The sequence below is a fragment of the Microbacterium sp. B35-04 genome, assembly GCF_010634885.1.
Lineage (GTDB): Bacteria > Actinomycetota > Actinomycetes > Actinomycetales > Microbacteriaceae > Microbacterium.
In genome coordinates this window covers 1-17,467 of record NZ_MWLP01000031.1, presented here as the reverse complement: position 1 = coordinate 17,467, position 17,467 = coordinate 1, and the positions used below count along the sequence as shown (strand labels likewise).

Sequence of the window (17,467 nt, the reverse complement as noted above, 5' to 3'; positions counted from 1 at the left end):
GTCGGTGGGGTTCAGCGGCGGCCGCGCCGGGCGGGGACCGCCATGACGGCGAAGGCGGCGCAGCCCAGGCCCGCGACGATGAGCGGGGCGAGCATCCAGGTCATGACGACGACCAGCACCGCCGCGGCGGCGAGATACGTGGCTCCGATCGGGTCCCGTGCGATCGACGACGGGATGCCGCGGACCGCCGGTCGCCAGCCGCGTTCGGGGGTCCAGGCTCCCGCTGCCAGCAGCAGTGAGACCGCCGCTGTCAGCAGTCCGGCCCAGCCGATCACGGCGATGAGGGGGCCGCCGGGGAGTGCGCCGGAGTTCGCGAGGTCGATGTCGAGCAGCAGCAGCACGGCGAGCGCCACGCCGACGACTCCGACCACGACCCCACCGGGCAGCGCCCTGCGCCAGTCCTGCCAGAACGTGCGGACGTGCGACTGCTCCGCGCCGGCATAGCGACGCAGATGACGGATGCCGGCGGCCAGTGCCGCAGGCAGGGTCACGACCAGCAGACCCGCGACGGTGACGAGCAGGCCGGTGAGCAGCACCTCGCCGAACAGCGCGAAGGCCCCCTTCGCACCCGGGTAGCGGGCAGGGTCGCGCTCTTCGAGCGTGGGCCCGCTGCCGGACGCGTCGGCCCGGCGTGCGGCGCGGAGTGTCTTGCGGTCCATGAGCTGCGGCATCCCTTCTCGTGCGTGTGGTGAGTCGTGCGAAACGGCGGTGGGCGCTTGCCGCCCGTCAGCCCTTCAGGCCCTGGGTGGCGACGCCGTCGACGAGGAAGCGCTGGAACACCAGGAAGAAGAGGAGGACGGGGATGAGCGCGATGAAGGACGCGGTGACCGTGGCGCCGTAATCGCTGACCGAGGTCTGGTCGTTGTAGAGGCGCAGCGCGATGGGAAGCGGATAGTTCTCGGGGCTGGTGAGGTAAAGCAGCGGTCCGAGGAAGTCGTTCCACGCCCAGATGAACGCGAAGATCGAGCACGTGATCAGGGCCGGCTTGATCAGCGGCAGGATGATCGACCAGAAGATGCGGACATGGCCGGCGCCGTCGATGCGGGCCGCCTCGTCCATGTCGCGGGGCATCTGGCGGATGAACTGGACGAGCAGGAACACGAAGAACGCCTCGGTGGCGAGGAACTTCGGCAGCAGCAGCGGCCAGAACGTGTCGATCATGTCGAGATTGTTGAAGATGATGTACTGCGGGATGATCACGACGTGGAACGGCAGCAGCAGGGTGCCGATCATCGCGGCGAACAGGACGCTGAGGCCCTTGAACTGGATGCGGGCGAACGCGTAGGCGGCCAACGACGAGGACAGCAGCACGCCGATCACGGAGCCGGCGGCGATGATGAACGAGTTCAGGAAGAACCGCCACATCGGCACTCCGGCGATGCCTTCGAACACCTTCGTGTAGTTGTCGATGGTGGGCGCGTTCGGGAGGAGGCCCATGTTCGAGCCGAACTCGCTGTTCGGCTTGAACGTGGAGAACAGCAGCCACACCAGCGGGTAGAGCACGACCGCGGTCACCGCGATGAGCACGATGAACCAGATCGCGGTCTGCCAGGTCTTGCGCTTGACTTTGCGGCGGGGGGCGCGGGGTGTCGCGTCGAGTTGGTTCTCGAGGGTCGCGATGGCGGGCTCGCCGAAACTTGTGGTGCTCATCGGTTGTCTCCGGCGTAGTGGACCCAGCTGCGCTGGGTGCGGAAGAGGATGAAGGCGATGACGGCGACGACGATCAGCAGCACCCAGGCGATGGCGGCGGCGTAGCCCATCTGGCCGTCACTGAAGCCGCGCTTGTAGAGGTACAGGGTGATGAAGTTGGTCATGCCGGCGGGGCCGCCGGTGCCGTTCGAGATGATGTAGGCCGATGCGAACACCTGGAAGGCGCCGATCAGGCCGAGCAGCAGGTTGAAGAAGATCACGGGGCTGAGCATCGGCAGGGTGACGGCGCGGAACCGGTGCCAGGGCCCGGCGCCGTCCATCTCTGCCGCCTCGTAGAGCTCTTTAGGGATCTGCTTCAGGCCGGCGAGGAAGATGACCATCGTGGCGCCGAACTGCCAGATCGCCAGCAGGATCATCGCGGGCAGCACCAGAGCCGGGTTGCCGATCCAGCCGCCCAGGTCGATCCCGATCGCCGACAGCGAGGTGTCGACCGGGCCATCGGAGGCGAACATCGCCCGCCACACGATCGCGACGCTGACCGATCCGCCGATCAGCGACGGGGCGTAGAACGCGGAGCGGAAGAACCCGGCGCCCTTGTCGCGGTAGTTCAGCAGCATCGCAACGGCGAGAGCCGCGGCGAGGGTGATCGGGGTGCCGACGACCACGTAGATCAGGGTGATCTGCGCGGACTGGATGAACGCCGGGTCCGACGTGAACATGCGGATGTAGTTGTCGAAGCCGATCCACTTCGGCGGCGAGAAGATGTTGTAGCTCGTGAACGACAGGTACAGCGAGTACGCCATCGGGATCAGCGTGAGCCCGAAGAATCCCACCAGCCACGGCACGAGGAACCCGTAACCGGCGACCGTCTCTTTCACGGCACGCTGTCGCATGCCCGGACGATCCACCCGCTCCGGCCGGGACCTGCGGAACAAGGACCGACGCGAGGACTTCTCACCGGTCACGATGACTCTGGTCGCTGTGGTGCTCACGAGACTCTCCGATACAGATTCATGGAGTGGTGTTCCGGGTCCGGGCGCATCGTACGCCCGGACCCGAACGGTGTCACTGGTTGAGGACGACGTCCATCTCGGCGAAGAACTGCGAGACCGCGTCATCCACCGTGACCGTGCCGAAGCTGAGCTCGGTGCCCAGCTGGCGGAACTTCTCCTCCAGGGTGCCGTAGCCGACGATCGGCACCGGCGGGGCGTCGCCCAGGCGGTCGGCGATCGAGGCCTCGTATTCCTTGACCTGCTGGCTCAGCGGGTCGAGCTCCGCGGCGTCGAGGGCGGTCTCCGAGGCCGGCAGGCCGCGGTTGGTGCCGAAGATCTCGCCCGACTCGGGAGAGTTCACGAGGAAGTTGACGAGCGTCGCCGCCGCCTCCGGGTGCTCCGTGCTGGCCGAGATGGTGTGGAGCATCGAGGGCTTCAGGTAGAGGTCCTTCGCGCCTTCCTCCGTCACCGGAGGAGCGATCAGGCCGAGCTCGGTGTAGTCCGCGCCGAGGCCCGCGAGGTAGCCGGCGCCGAAGTTGTCCCACGTCAGCTCGCTGGCGGTCAGCGCGCTGTCGAAGGCGCCCTTCGGGGCGACCTCCTCGACACGCTGCTGCGGGATGCCGATGCCGTCCCGGATGTCCTGGCCGGACTCCCAGAACTCCGTCAGGCGCTCCTCGTCGAAGCCGGGCGTGCCGTCCTCGTTGAAGAGGTTCTCGCCCTCGGAGCGCAGCTGCAGCTCGAAGTTCTGGATGCGGCCGGTGAAGTCGGCACCACCCCAGAACTCGCCGCCGCCGCCGTCGGTGACCTCGCCCATCCACTCGGCGTAGTCCTCCCAGCTGCCGCCTTCGAACTCCGCGACGCCGGCCTTCTCGAGGAGGACCGGGTTGGTGAAGAGGCCCCACGCGTTGGTGGAGGTGGTGATGCCGTAGGTCGTGTCGTTGACGACGCCGATGTCGAGGATGTTCTCCGGCAGCGGGTCGGTCTCGATGATGTTGCCGAGGTAGGGGTCGAGATCGAGCAGCAGGTTGTTCTCGGAGTACTGACGCAGGTACGAGTAGTCGAACTGCATCACGTCGGGGAGGTTCCCGCCGGCCGCCTCGGTCTGCCGCTTCTCCCAGAACTCGGGGAAGGTCAGGAACGTGGCGTTGACCGTGATGCTGGGGTATTCCTCGTTGAACGCGTCGATCGCCTGGTTGTAGAGGTCGGCGCGCACGTCGTTGCCCCAGAACGCGAGGTCGAGGGTGACCTCCTCGTTCGGGTCGAACGTGGGGGCCGCGTCGGGGGCTTCTTCGCTGCCGCCGGCGCAGCCGGCCAGCACCAGGGCTGCGCCGGCCGCGATCGCGGCTACGGCGAGTGCCCGCTTCTTGCTGAACATCCTTGTCCTCCTTGTGAACGTCTGCGTTCGCTGTCCGCGGGAGACGTTCGTCGTCTGTGAGTGCGGTGTGGGCGCATCCGGGTGCGGATCATGCGGTGCTGGAAAGCGCTTGCCCGCTACGGTACCTCGTCTAAAAACGTTTCGCAAGCCATCATCCCGAGAAATTAGAACGATTCAGTAACGGCGTACCCGGCCTTTGCCGGCGGGGCCGTGCACGGTCCCAGTCCCCGGCCCGCCGCCCGAGCTGCGCCACGGGATCCGGCCGGTGCGGAGGCCACGAAACGTTTCTGAGATTTGCATGAGACGTTTCACTTCTGGAGGTGCATGGAGTTGACTCCGCTCGCGGCGGCGGTTTACGGTACTCGTGGCTTGGCCCGGGAAAACGTATTCCATGGCCAGCGCCCTCGCCCACAACGATGGAGATGTGATGACGGAGTCTGCGCCTGCCGTGCCGACGTGGGCCGTGCGTGCTCACGCCGTCTTCGACTGGGTGTGGTGGATGGCGTACGTCAACGCACTGTGGTGGGTGTTCGCCTTCGCCGGAGGAATCGTGTTCGGCATCGTGCCCTCGAGCACCGCCGCCGCCCACGTCACACGGCGCCGCCTGCGCGGCGAGGTGTTCCCGGTGGCACGGACCTTCGCCGCCGCATGGCGGGGCGACCTGCGGAAGTCGAACGTCGCGCTCGGTGTCGGATTCCTCGTGACCGGGATGCTGGCGGTCGGCGTCGCCGGGCAGCTCGCAGCCGGGGCCCTCGGCTCGGTGCTCGGTATCTCGACCGTCGTCGCCCTGGCCGCAGCCTTCGTGATCACGGCTGTCTCGGTCCCGCTGTACGTGCACTACGAACTGCCGCTCGGCGCCTACCTCCTCACCGCCAGCCGCTGGGCGATGCGCAACCTTCTCCACGTGGTGCTGCTCCTGCTGGGCGTCGTCGCGATCGCGGCGGTCGCCAGCATCCTTCCCGGCGTGGTCCCCTTCCTGACGGTGGGGGCGTGGCTGACCCTCAGCACAGTCCTGTGCATCTCGTTCTTCACCGCCAACGACCGCGCCGTCGCCGACCGTGCCGTCGCGGCATCCCCCTCTTCCTGATCCTCTCCGCCCACCTCCCCCAGAGAAAAACCCCCACCCCGAACGAAGGAGTTCCTGCAATGAACCACAGCAAGCCGCTCGTCGGCGTCGGCATCGCCGTCGTCGCCGCCCTCGCCCTCACCGGCTGCTCCGGAAGCAGCACCGGCGACGATGATGCGACCAGCACGGATGCCGCGAAGCTCGAGAGCCTGTCGATCATGGCGCCGTTCCTCAGCACCAACGCCCCCGAGGAGGAGAACGAGATCGAGACCGCCCTCGAGGATGTCATCGGCGTCGACCTGGACATGACGTGGGTGCCGAACGCCTCCTACGGCGACAAGGTCAACATCACGCTCGCCGGCGACGATCTTCCTCAGGTCATGGTGATCCAGGGCAAGGACCCCGGGTTCGTCCGCAACGCGGAGGCGGGCGCGTTCTGGGATCTGACCGAATATCTCGACGACTACGAGAACCTCAAGACCACCTTCCCCGAGGTGCAGCGGGCGTCGAGCGTGAACGGCAAGGTCTACGGAATCTTCCGCGCGCGCGATGTCATGCGCGAAGCCGTCATCATCCGCAAGGACTGGCTCGAGAACGTAGGACTCGAGCTGCCCGAGACGACCGAGGACCTCTACGAGATCGCGAAGGCCTTCACCGAGGACGACCCCGACGGCAACGGCGCGGACGACACCTACGGTCTCATCATCCCGAAGTGGCCCGGCACCATCGGCACCAACAGCCCGTGGGATGCGATCGAGACCTGGTACGGCGCAGGCACCCGCTGGACCGAGCGCGACGACGAGCTCGTGCCGAACTTCACGACCGACGAGTGGCTCGAGGCCGTGCAGTTCGAGCGGCAGCTGGTCGAGGAGGGTGTCGTGAACCCCGACTACGCGACGTTCGACTCGGCGAAGTGGAACGAGCCGTTCCTCACCGGCAAGGGCGGCATCATCATCGACGTCCACTCGCGTGTCGGCCAGCTGATCAGCCTGGTCAAGCAGTCGGACCCCGAGAACTTCGAGAACTTCGTCGACGTCACGGGCAACCTGACCGGGCCTGACGGCGAGCTGTACGCACTGCCCACTTCGGGCTACAGCGGCTTCCTCGCGGTCCCCAAGGCTCAGGTGCGCACCGAGGAGGAGCTGCGGGGCGTGCTCGAGGTGCTGAACGAGCTCAACTCGGCAGAGGCGGGGCCGATCCTCAACAACGGCATCGAAGACGTCACCTACACCCTCGACGGCGATCTCGCCGTCGCGGTGGACGACGTGCCGCAGGCGCTGAAGGACACCGTCGGCGCCTACGCCCAGCTCGGCATGAACGTCAACGGCTTCCAGGGGTATCTGCCCAAGCAGCCGTCGGACTACGAGCAGGAGATGTACGACAAGCGCAAGCAGATCGAGGCGTCCGACCTCGAATCGGCGCAGTTCGACCCGGCAGCGCCGTACGTGTCGCCGACATACGTCTCGAAGGGCGCGCAGCTGGACACCATCGTCGCCGATGCGCGCATCCAGTACATCGCCGGTCAGATCGACCTCGACGGGCTCGAGGACGCCATCGAACTGTGGCGCTCCAGCGGCGGCGACGACATCATCGCCGAGATCAACGAGCTGGCCAACGCCGACTCCTGATCGCCGGGCCGGGGATGGCGGGCGCCTGCGCGCCCGTCATCCCCGGCGCTGACCGAGAGGCCCCACCCATGGCAATGCTCGACACCGCCGTCACGGCGACCGAGACGCTGACCGTCCAGAAGCAGAGCCGGCGCCGTCGCGGCGTGCGCGTGCACTTCACGCAGTTCAAGTGGCTCTACCTTCTGCTCCTACCCGGCATCGTCTACTTCCTGCTGTTCCGGTACTGGCCGATGTACGGCGCGATCATCGCCTTCAAGGACTACGTCCCCTTCCTCGGGATCGCCGACAGCCCCTGGGTCGGATTCGCGCACTTCGAGGACTTCTTCGCGAGCCCTGACTTCCCGCGTCTGCTCGGGAACACGATCATCCTCGCCCTGCTGTCGCTGCTGATCGCGTTTCCGCTGACGATCATCGTGGCGCTGCTGCTCAACGAGATGCGCGTGACGATCCTCAAGCGCACGACGCAGACGCTCATCTACGTGCCGCACTTCCTGTCGTGGACCGTGGTCGCGTCATTGACCTACCTGCTGTTCGCTCTCGACATCGGCCCGCTGTTCCAGCTGGTCAACGGCATTCTCGGCACCGACATCAACTTCCTGGCCGATCCGGCCTGGTTCCGGCCGATCATCGTCCTGCAGGACATCTGGAAGAACACCGGGTGGGGGACCATCATCTTCCTGGCGGCCCTCGCGGGCGTCGACCAGGCGCAGTACGAGGCCGCGATCATCGACGGCGCGGGCCGCTTCCAGCGGGTATGGCACATCACGATCCCCTCGATCATGCCCACGATCATCGTCATGCTCGTGCTGCAGATGGGGCAGATCCTCAACACCGGGTTCGAGCAGATCTACCTGATGACCAACTCGCTCAACCGTTCGGTGGCCGACGTCTTCGACACCTACGTCTACTTCATGGGCATCACGCAGGGCTCCTACAGCTACAGCACCGCCGTCGGCCTGTTCAAGGCGGTCGTCGGGGTCGTGCTCATCTTCGGGGCGAACTGGGTCGCCAAGCGCTTCAACCAGGTAGGGATCTTCTGATGGCTCGCGAGAAGTACCGGTTCAACACTCCCGCCGGCCGCGTGTTCGACGTGTTCAACGTCGTGCTCCTGATCGGGATCGGCATCGTCGCGCTCGTGCCCTTCGTCTACGTCCTCGCAGGGTCGTTCGCGACGGAGGCCGAACTGGCGACGCGCTCCTTCTTCCTGTGGCCGGAGACGTTCTCGCTCGACGCGTACGAGGCGATCTTCACGAGCCCCGCCTTCATCCGGGCACTCATCACGACGATCGCGGTGACGGCCGTGGGCACCGCGGTCCAGTTGGCGCTGACCGCGACGATGGCCTATCCGCTGAGCAAGGCCAACCTGCCGGGCGGCCGTGTGATCCTCTCACTCATCGTCTTCACCATGGTGTTCGGGGGCGGCATGATCCCGACGTTCCTGGTGGTGAAGGACCTCGGCCTGCTCAACAACTACTGGGCGCTGATCCTCCCGATGGCGATCAACCCGTTCAGCCTCATCATCATCAAGAACTTCTTCCAGCAGCTTCCCGCCGAACTGGAGGAGTCCGCGAAGATCGACGGCGCGAACGAGCTGCAGACGCTGTGGAACATCGTGCTGCCGCTGTCGAAGCCGGTCCTCGCGACGTTCGCGCTGTTCTACGCGGTCGGGATCTGGAACGACTTCATGTCGCCGCTGCTCTACCTCAACGACAACTCGATGTGGACGCTGCAGATGTTCCTGCGTCAGGTGACCGTCGCGACCGACCTGTCAGTCGTGGAGCAGGATCCGACGCAGCTGCCGCCCGCGCAGGGCATCAAGTTCGCGGTCATCATCGTCGCGACGCTGCCGATCGTGCTCTTCTACCCCTTCCTGCAGAAGCACTTCGCGAAGGGGATGCTCATCGGATCGGTGAAGGGATGACGCTGCTCTACCGCAATCCGCTCGCCGCGGCATCCCATCTGCAGGGATGGGTGGCAGAGGGACCGGTCGCCGTCCGAGCGGACGACGGCGGGGTGAGCCTGTCGAGCTCGGGCGGCTTCGACGACCACTGGACGCTGTGGTGCCCGGAGGTGTTCGGCGACCGGATCCGCATCACGTGGGAGTTCTCGCCCCGTGAGGAGCCGGGGCTCGCGATGCTGTTCTTCGGTGCGACGGCGGTCGACGGCGGCAGCATCTTCGACGAAGGCGTCGCGGCGCGCTCGGGCGCATACCCGCAGTACCACTCGAGCGACGTGCGGACGCTGCACGTGTCGTACTTCCGGCGCCGGTGGGAGGACGAACGGGCCTTCCACACGTGCAACCTGCGGAAATCGCCCGGGTTCCATCTGGTGTGCCAGGGCGCAGACCCGCTGCCGCCCGTGGTCGACGCGCGTGACGCGTTCTACCGCATCGAGGTCGTCAAGGACGCCGAGAGCGTCGCGTTCTCGATCGACGGGCTGCCGCTCTTCTCCTGGACCGACGACGAGTCGACCGGTCCACGCATCCGCGAGGGACGGATCGGCTTCCGCCAGATGTCTCCCCTCGTCGCCCGCTATCGCAACCTGGAGGTTCACTCGCTGTGACCGGCTCCGCTGTCCGTGTCCCCCTTCGCTGGCTCGACGACGCTCCGCCCGACCGGCTCTCCGGCGGCGCGACCTGGGGGGTGCCGCTGCCTCGGGGCGCGGTCGACTCCGTCGCGCGGCTGAGGCTGCGCGAGATCGCAGGGCCCCCGACAGGCTCCGGGGCGGATGCAGGGGCAGAGGACTCAGGCCGAGGCGCCGAGGTGGCCGCGCAGTTCTGGCCGCTCGCGACGTGGCCCGACGGCTCGGTCAAGTGGGCGGGCGTCGCGATCGGCGCCATGCAGGCGCCGGTCGAATACGAGGTCGTCTCGGGGGCCGCGGCGTCCTTGTCGGCCGGCGAGCGGGCGAGCGGGCAGGACTCGTCCGCACCTCGCGTCACGGTCCGCCACGACGATGCCGAAGTCGTCGTGGCCAACGGGACAATCGAGATCGCCTTCGCGCGGCCCGAGCACGGTCCCGTCGACACGATCGCGCGGCGGCTCGTGCGCGACGGGCGCACGGTCTCGGAGGACGTCCGCCTCGTGAGCCTGCTGCAGGACGAGGTGCGCGAAGACGGCGGGTCGGCCCCCCGGCGCCGCTTCCGATCGCGGGTCACGACGGTCGAGGTCGAGCAGGACGGTCCCGTGCGCGCTGTCGTGCGCGTCGAGGGCGTCCACCAGCAGGAAGACGCCGAGCGCGCATGGCTGCCGTTCACGGTCCGCTTCGTGGTCATGGCGGGAGCGGCCGAGGTGCGACTGGTCCACAGCCTCGTGTGGAACGGCGACGCCGAACACGACTTCCTCGCGGGGCTCGGCGTACGCGCGGATGTTCCGCTGCGGGCACCGCTGCACGATCGTCATGTGCGGCTCGCCGGCGCGGACGGCGGCTTCTTCGCCGAGGCCGTCCGCGGCCTCACGGGCCTTCGCCGTGACCCGGGCACCGAGGTGCGCGCCGCGCAGGTCCGGGGTGTGGCCACCCCGCCGCTCGCGCAGTGGAACCCGCAGGTGTCCGAGCGTCTCGAGCTCATCCCGGCATGGGGCGATCTAACCCTCACGCAGCTCAGCGCCGACGGGTTCGGCATCCGCAAGCGCACCGCGCCCGGGCACGCGTGGATCGACGCCGGCGCCGGCACCCGCGCGGAAGGCTACGTCGCGATCAGCGACCCCACGGGCGGGTTCGGGATCGGCATCCGCTCGTTCTGGCAGTCGCATCCGGGCCAGCTCGACCTCCGGCGCGCGACCGAGGACCGCGCGGAGCTCACCGCGTGGCTGTATGCGCCGGAGGCGCAGCCGATGGACGTGCGGTTCTACCACGACGGGCTCGGACAGGACGATTTCGCCACCCAGCTCGAAGGGCTCGAGATCACCTATGAGGACTACGAGCCGGGCTTCGGCGATGCCCACGGCGTGGCCCGCACCCACGAGCTGACGCTCTTCGCGTACGCCGCGACCCCCGCGATCGAGGACGCGGCCGCTGCCGTCGCAGCGGTGCAGCGCCCGCCGCTGCTGCAGCCCACTCCTGCGCACCTGCACGCGGTGGGCGTCTTCGGGGACTGGGCGCCGGTCGATCGCTCGACCAGTGCGCGCGCTGAGATCGAGGACAGCATCGACTTCCTCCTGGAGTTCTATCTCGGTCAGATCGACCAGCGCCGCTGGTACGGTTTCTGGAACTTCGGTGACGTCATGCACGCCTACGACCTGGACCGGCATGTGTGGCGCTACGACGTCGGCGGCTACGCGTGGGACAACAGCGAGCTGTCTCCCGATCTCTGGCTCTGGTACTCGTACCTGCGCACCGGGCGTGCCGATGTGTTCCGCCTCGCGGAGGCGATGACACGGCACACCGGCGAGGTCGACGTCTATCACCTCGGCCGCTGGCAGGGCCTGGGCTCGCGCCACAACGTGCAGCACTGGGGCTGCAGCGCGAAGCAGCTGCGCATCTCGAGCCCGATCTATCGGCGCATCTTCTACTTCCTCACCGCCGACGAGCGGGTCGGCGACCTGCTCACCGAGCTGCGCGACAGCGACGAGCGCTTCGTGGACACCGACCCCACGCGCAAGGTGCGCACGGATGCCGCGACCTATCGCCCCGATCGCGGTGCACTCGCGGTCGGGCTCGGCACGGACTGGGGAGCGCTCGCCGCGACGTGGCTCGCCGACTGGGAGCGCACCGGCAACGAACGCTCGCGCGACCGCCTGCTGGGCACGATGGCCGACATCGGCGCGCTGCCGAAGGGCTTCCTCACCGGCGAAGCGCTATACGACATCGAGACAGGCCGCTTCGACACGACACGCGACCGCGTCGCGGTGTCGCACCTCAGCGCCGTGTTCGGCCTCGTCGAGGTGTGCAGCGAGCTCATCGACCTGGTCGACGTCCCGGGATTCCGCGAGGCGTGGCTCGAGTACTGCCGTCTCTACCTCGCCTCGCCCGAGGAGCAGGTGGCGGTCGTCGGAGAGCGGCTCACCGGCATCCATCTCGAGCAGGCGCACAGCCGTCTGACGGCCTACGCCGCGGCGAGCACGGGTGACGAGAAGATGGCGGATGCCGCCTGGCAGGCGTTCGAGGGCATCGGAGAGTGGCTGGTGCACAGGCGCGATTTCGTGCTCAGCCGCATCGACGGTCCTGCGGTGCTGAACCCGGTGGACGAAGCGCCGAGCGTCGGCACCAACGACGTGGCGCAGTACGGCCTCGCCGCCATCCAGAACCTCGCCCTGATCGGCGACCGTCTACCCGAGCGCTCGTAGCGGATTCACGGTTCAGGTGGCGGTCTTCGCCCACCACGGGTAAGTGGGGCGATCGCCGCCCGGCCGCGGTCAGCCTTGCCCGGCCGCGGTCATCCTCGCCGGGCAGCGGTCATCCGGTCGGTGCCGATCCTCGGCGATCGGCGACCGGACTGGCGAAGCCGCGCCGGTGTGTGGGGTGAGCGGCGAGCGCGTCCGGGGTCACGACCGTGCCGTCGCCGGCGGCTGAGGCGTAGATCGCCGCCACGAGTTCGAACGACCGCGCGGGCTGATCCCCGACCGCGGGAAGGGGCCCGCCGCTGCGCAGCGCGTCGAAGACGTCGCGGATGAGCACGTCGTGGCTGCTGGGCTCCTCGGAGTCGGGGAGTGCCCAGTCGCCGGCCTGGTCCTCGAAGCCGGGGGCAGGCGTGATGCGCCAGTTCTCGTGCCCGTGTCCGTACAGGTGGTCGACGGTGATCGTCGCGCGCTGCGTGTCGATGCGGATCGAGCTGGTCTCGCGGGGTGACACGGCGCTCGTGACGACCGAGGCGATCGCGCCGTTCGCGAACGCGACGGTCGCGGTCGAGGCATCCTCGGTCTGCGTCTCTCGATCGAGGCGCCAGAGCCGCGCCTGCACGCTCTCCCACTCTCCGAGGAGGAAGGCCAGCAGATCGATCTGATGGATCGCATGTCCGAGGGTCGGGCCTCCGCCCTCCGTCTCCCACTTGCCGCGCCACGGCACCGCGAAGTAAGCGGGGTCGCGGAACCACAGCGTCTGGCACTGCGCGATGAGCGGGCGCCCGAACGCGCCGTCGTCGAGCAGGCGCTTCACATGCGCCGCGGCGGTGCCGGTGCGCTGCTGGAACACCACGACGAGCTCGCGCCCCGCCGAGGACGCAGCGGCGCGCATGTCGTCCAGCTCCTCGAGGCTCGGTGCCGGCGGCTTCTCGACGATGACGTGCGCGCCGGCGGTCGACGCTGTGACCGCCTGGTCACGGTGCGCCACCGGGGGAGTGCAGATGTGCACGACGTCGGGACGCTCAGCCTGGAGCAGGGTGTCGAGGTCCTCGTACACCTTGGGGCCGCCGAACTCGTCCGCGAATGCCGACGCGGAATCGCGGGAGAGATCGGTGACCGCGACGAGCTGCGCGTTCGGGTACGCCGCGATTGCCTGACCGTGGGCGTGTGCGATCGCTCCCGTTCCGACGATGGCGCAGCGGAGGGTGTCGGTCACAGTGGCTCCTTCGACGGGTGGGGAACGGATGCCGCGGCCCGCGGCATCCGTATCTCCAGGGTAGGCGGTATAGCCGGAAAGCGCTATCCCGGCGTGCAACGCGCACCCCTCGCGCGACATCGTCGCCGCATCAGGTGATTTCGCGAGCGTAGGACGTTTCGCGTCAGATCGTCCTACCTCGGTGAAATCACCTGATCTCGGCGCGCGGGGCGGCGGCGACTCGGCACGCGGGGCGGCGACGACCGTGCGCGTGGGGCGGCGGCGACCGGCGCGCAGGTCGGCGGCGACTGTGCGCGTGGGTCTTCGGGTGCGCGGCGGCGAGACTCAGCGAGGGAGGCCGGACTGCGTCGCGTGGAGGTGGGCGTAGCGGCCGCGCGCCGCGAGCAGCTCGTCGTGGGCGCCGATCTCGACGACCTCGCCGTGCTCGAGCACGACGATGCGGTCGGCCTGGCGGATCGTCGACAGGCGGTGCGCCACGACGAGGGTCGTGCGGCCCCTCATCAGGCGGTTGAGCGCCTCTTTGACGAGCTCCTCCGACTCGGGGTCGAGGGCCGAGGTCGCCTCGTCGAGGAGGAGGATCCGCGGATCGCGGACGAGTGCCCGGGCGATCGCGAGCCGCTGCCGCTGCCCGCCCGACAGGCGCGCGCCGCGCTCGCCGACGACGGTGTCCCAGTTCTCGGGCAGACGATCGACGAACTCCGCGGCGTTGGCGTCGCGCAGCGCCGCGCGGAGCCTCTCGTCCGACACGTCGTCGAGGCCGTACGCGATGTTCTCGCGGATCGTGCCCTCGAACATCACCGACTCCTGCGGCACCACCGACACCGACTGGCGCACGGTGCGGAGGTCGAGGTCCTGCATGTCGGCGCCGTCCAGCAGGATGTGGCCGGACGTCGGGCGCACGAAGCCGAGCACCAGGTTGAGCATCGTCGACTTGCCCGAGCCCGACGAGCCCACGAACGCCACGGTCTCGCCCGGCGGGATGTCGAGCGAGACGTCGTGGACGGCATCCCGGTCGGCACCGTCGTAGCGGTGGGACACGTGTCGCAGCTCGAGGTGGCCGCCCACCTGCGCGACCGCGCTCTTGCCCTCGTTCTGCTCGAGGTCGGGCTCCTGCAGCACCTCCGAGATCGACCGCATCGACTCGAGCCCGCGCGCGCCGACCGGGATGAGCATCAGCAGCGCCGTCAATCCCGACGTGAGCAGCGTGAAGTACGACGACAGCAGCACGACTTCGCCGGGGGTGATCGGGAGGATGCCGGTGAGCGCGAAGATCGCCGCGAGCACGAGGCATCCGAGTCCCAGCAGCTGCATCGCGACCCACGAGATCGACGCGACGTGGCCGTTGAGCATGTCGAGGTCGAGGCCTGCGCGGCGGACGCCGTCGGCGCCGGCCTGAACCCGCGAGACGGCGGTGCGCTCGAGGCCGTGCGCACGGGTCACCGGGATGAGCGAGGCCATCTCACCGACGCGCGCCGCGAAGCCCTCGACCTCGCGGCGGAACACCTCGTTGCGCGCCCGCGAACGGCGGCTGAGGGCGGCGCGCAGCCCCAGGGCGATGGGCACCGCGAGGGCGTAGACGGGCAGGAACTGCGGCACGGCGATCGCCGTCATGACGATCGCGCCGATCAGCACCATGGTCGCCGACAGCAGCGGGTGCGTCACCTGCTGCAGCATGAGCTCGACGTTCTCGACGTCGCGCACGACCTTGGTCTGCACGATCGAGGAGCTCACCCGCGTGTGGTACCCGATCGACAGGCTCTGCAGCCGCGCGGCGAGGGCGTTGCGGAGGTCGGCGCCGGTGTCGCGCACCACCGTCATGAAGTTGCGCGTGTAGACGATGTGCATGGGGTAGTTCTGGACGAGAAGCGCCGCCGCCACGCTGAACCAGATCAGCACCGTCGACACGTCGCCGCCGGTCGCGACGAGGTCGATGATCTGCGCCGTCACCACCGGCAGGAACCACAGCGGGATCTCCTTGCAGGCGAACGCGAGCATCGCGATCGCCATGCGGGCGGGACGACGCGCGAGCAGGCGCAGCACCGATCGTCCGGGACGGGGGCCCTGGGCGATGGAGATCGTGCGGATGGCGCCGGTAAACGCTTTCTGCGTCATGATGCAATGGTATCGAGGATGCCGCGACCCGCACCCGGAAGGGCACAAGATGACGTACCACCTGGCAGGCGACTCGACGGTCGCACCCGCGAAGCCCGACGAGCTGCCCATGACGGGGTGGGGCTCGTATATCGCACCCGTCGTCGAGGCGCCGGTGCGGAACCTCGCCTACGGCGGGGCGACCACCGCGTCCTTCCTCGCCGACGGCTCGTGGGCGCGCCTGCTCGACGGCGTCGAGCCCGGCGACACCGTCGTCATCCAGTTCGGGCACAACGACCAGAAGCTGCCCGAGCTCGCCTCGCGCGGCGGCTACACCGCGAACCTGCGCGGCATGGTCGACGACGTTCGCAGCCGGGGCGCGAACGCCGTGCTGTGCACGTCCGTCGAGCGGCGCTGGTTCGACGGCGACCGGGTGACTCCCACGCACGGCGACTATCCCAACGCCGTCCGAGACCTGGCGCACGACCTCGACGTGCCGCTCATCGACCTGACGGTGTTCACCACGTGGCTCTACGAGGAGCTCGGGGCCGAGGCATCCGCTGCTCTGCTGTCGCACTTCGCGCCGGGCGAGCATCCGCTGTGGCCGGACGGGCTCGCCGACGACACGCACTTCCGTGAGGAGGGGGCGCGCCGGATCGCGGCCTACGTGGGCCGATCGCTGCGCGCCATCGAGCGGCGGGACGGCGATGGGCCGGCCAAGGGCTCGCAGCTCGTCAGCTGACGGCTCAGCCGCCGGTCGATGCGCGGACGACGAGTTCCGGCTGGTAGACCACGTTGCCGAGGTCGGCGCCCGCCGTGCCGCCGATGCGGGCCAGGAGGATCTCGGCCGCGGTGCGGCCCATCTCCCGCGCGGGCTGGCGCACGGAGGTGAGCGGCACGGCGGCGATCGCGGCGAACTCGATGTCGTCGTAGCCCACGACGGCGACGTCCTCGGGTACCCGCACGCCGTGCGAGATGAGACCGTGCACGAGGCCGATCGCGAGGTGGTCGTTCGACGTGACGATCCCGTCGGGCCGGTCGGCGGGGGAGCGGGTCGCGAGCTCCGCGCCGTATGCGAGGCCGGCCGCGGACGTGGTGCGCGCCGTCCAGATCGGCTCGAGCGATGCGCCGGGGTGCGCCGTCACGGCGAGCCGCGCACCCTGCAGGCGCTCGCGCACCTGGCGAACCTCTTCGCGGGCGCCCACGAAGGCGAGCCGGCGGCGGCCGGCGTCGAGCAGGTGCTGGGCGGCGAGCCGGCCGCCGGCGATGTCGTCGAAGGAGACCGAGGGCAACTCGCCGGTGTCGTCGACGGCATCGACCATGACGACGGGGATGCCGCGGCCGCGCAGTCGCTCCAGCCACGGCGCGAGCGGACCGAACGGGCTCACCAGGGCGCCCTCGACCTGCACGCGCTCGAACAGCTCGAGGTGATCGCGCTCCTTGGCGGCGTCGTCGCCGGAGTTGCCGACGAGCACTCGCAGTCCGGCGGCCGAGGCGGCGTCCTCGGCGCCGGCGACCATGTCGGCGAAGAACGGGTTGGCGATGTTGATGACCGTCATGCCGAGGAGGCCCGATCGACCCGCGCGCAGCTGCTGAGCGGCTTGCAGAGGCACGTAGCCGAGCTGGTCGGCCGCCGACCGGACGCGATGGATCAGCCGCTCGCTGACCATGTGGGGACGGTTGAGCGCGTTCGAGACGGTGCTGATCGAGACGCCGGCGCGCTCGGCGACATCGCGGATGCCGACTCGCTTCATCTCGCCTGTTCCGTCCCTCTCACCCGGCGCCTGACCGGGGGCGAGCGCCCCCGCGCGTCCGCTGCGACCATGGTAGGCGCTTTCCAGGCGGTGGTCGCCGCGCCGGGCGAGCCGGCGATCGTTACCTCGGCGTTACGGGAAGACATTTGACGAATGGCGTGCTCGCGCCTAATCTTCAATCGAAGCGGTTCGAAATCGAAGCGGTTCGACAACGAACCTAGGATTCCGCCCCCCCGACGGAGCGGCACCACGTACACGAAGGAGTGACATGGGACGGCGTCATGCTCAGACGGCGGCGACCTCGACGGTCCGCCACCCGGTCACGGTCCGATGACCACCCAGGCGCAGGCGCAGACGGTCTTCCAGGAGGCGGCCGTCCACAACCTCGATCAGAACGCGCAGAAGCGGCGCGGCCGGCG

The 17,467-nt window shown here is 68.8% G+C and carries 14 protein-coding genes; 7 read left to right on the top strand and 7 right to left on the bottom strand.

Going from position 1 to position 17,467, the window contains the following annotated elements; genetic code table 11:
• Positions 1-11: 11 nt before the first annotated feature.
• The 4 genes from B1729_RS08775 to B1729_RS08760 form a co-directional block, all read right to left on the bottom strand.
• Positions 12-671 carry a DUF624 domain-containing protein gene (locus B1729_RS08775; protein ID WP_239539566.1) on the bottom strand — a complete coding sequence of 220 codons (660 nt, stop codon included), beginning with the start codon at positions 669-671 and terminating at the stop codon, positions 12-14.
• A gap of 55 nt (positions 672-726) precedes the next feature.
• Complete coding sequence (locus B1729_RS08770; RefSeq protein WP_163617706.1) at positions 727-1,650, bottom strand: carbohydrate ABC transporter permease; 924 nt, start codon at positions 1,648-1,650, stop codon at positions 727-729.
• On the bottom strand, positions 1,647-2,543 hold the full coding sequence (locus tag B1729_RS08765; RefSeq protein ID WP_204260047.1) for a sugar ABC transporter permease: 897 nt from the start codon (positions 2,541-2,543) through the stop codon (positions 1,647-1,649). The genes B1729_RS08770 and B1729_RS08765 overlap by 4 nt, the downstream gene beginning before the upstream one ends.
• Positions 2,544-2,715: 172 nt before the next feature.
• Complete coding sequence (locus B1729_RS08760; RefSeq protein ID WP_163632125.1) at positions 2,716-4,017, bottom strand: extracellular solute-binding protein; 1,302 nt, start codon at positions 4,015-4,017, stop codon at positions 2,716-2,718.
• Positions 4,018-4,444: 427 nt separating this feature from the next.
• Here B1729_RS08760 and B1729_RS08755 point away from each other — a divergent pair, with 427 nt between their 5' ends.
• The 6 genes from B1729_RS08755 (at position 4,445) to B1729_RS08730 (ending at position 11,993) form a co-directional block, all read left to right on the top strand.
• Positions 4,445-5,104 carry a DUF624 domain-containing protein gene (locus B1729_RS08755; protein WP_163632122.1) on the top strand — a complete coding sequence of 220 codons (660 nt, stop codon included), beginning with the start codon at positions 4,445-4,447 and terminating at the stop codon, positions 5,102-5,104.
• 59 nt (positions 5,105-5,163) lie between these two features.
• Positions 5,164-6,711, top strand: a complete 1,548-nt coding sequence (locus B1729_RS08750) for an extracellular solute-binding protein (protein WP_163632119.1) — start codon at positions 5,164-5,166, stop codon at positions 6,709-6,711.
• Between the two features lie 68 nt (positions 6,712-6,779).
• Positions 6,780-7,751 (top strand): ABC transporter permease subunit, encoded by a 972-nt coding sequence (locus tag B1729_RS08745; RefSeq protein WP_204260046.1) that lies wholly within the window; start codon positions 6,780-6,782, stop codon positions 7,749-7,751.
• Positions 7,751-8,632: a carbohydrate ABC transporter permease gene (locus B1729_RS08740; RefSeq protein ID WP_163632116.1), complete on the top strand. Its 882-nt coding sequence runs from the start codon at positions 7,751-7,753 to the stop codon at positions 8,630-8,632. The genes B1729_RS08745 and B1729_RS08740 overlap by 1 nt, the downstream gene beginning before the upstream one ends.
• Positions 8,629-9,273: a DUF1961 family protein gene (locus tag B1729_RS08735; RefSeq protein ID WP_163632113.1), complete on the top strand. Its 645-nt coding sequence runs from the start codon at positions 8,629-8,631 to the stop codon at positions 9,271-9,273. The genes B1729_RS08740 and B1729_RS08735 overlap by 4 nt, the downstream gene beginning before the upstream one ends.
• Positions 9,270-11,993: a Tat pathway signal sequence domain protein gene (locus tag B1729_RS08730; RefSeq protein WP_163632110.1), complete on the top strand. Its 2,724-nt coding sequence runs from the start codon at positions 9,270-9,272 to the stop codon at positions 11,991-11,993. The genes B1729_RS08735 and B1729_RS08730 overlap by 4 nt, the downstream gene beginning before the upstream one ends.
• A 109-nt stretch (positions 11,994-12,102) precedes the next feature.
• Here B1729_RS08730 and B1729_RS08725 read toward each other — a convergent pair whose 3' ends face one another.
• Both B1729_RS08725 and B1729_RS08720 read right to left on the bottom strand, forming a co-directional pair.
• Positions 12,103-13,203, bottom strand: a complete 1,101-nt coding sequence (locus B1729_RS08725) for a Gfo/Idh/MocA family oxidoreductase (protein ID WP_163632106.1) — start codon at positions 13,201-13,203, stop codon at positions 12,103-12,105.
• A 324-nt stretch (positions 13,204-13,527) separates the two neighbouring features.
• Entirely contained in the window at positions 13,528-15,315 is a 1,788-nt protein-coding gene (locus B1729_RS08720) for an ABC transporter ATP-binding protein (protein ID WP_163632103.1), read from the bottom strand.
• 49 nt (positions 15,316-15,364) lie between these two features.
• Between B1729_RS08720 and B1729_RS08715 the strand changes: the two genes are divergently transcribed.
• Positions 15,365-16,036: a rhamnogalacturonan acetylesterase gene (locus B1729_RS08715; protein ID WP_163632099.1), complete on the top strand. Its 672-nt coding sequence runs from the start codon at positions 15,365-15,367 to the stop codon at positions 16,034-16,036.
• 4 nt (positions 16,037-16,040) lie between these two features.
• Here B1729_RS08715 and B1729_RS08710 read toward each other — a convergent pair whose 3' ends face one another.
• Positions 16,041-17,048 (bottom strand): LacI family DNA-binding transcriptional regulator, encoded by a 1,008-nt coding sequence (locus tag B1729_RS08710; protein ID WP_163617695.1) that lies wholly within the window; start codon positions 17,046-17,048, stop codon positions 16,041-16,043.
• Between the last annotated feature and the right edge of the window lie 419 nt (positions 17,049-17,467).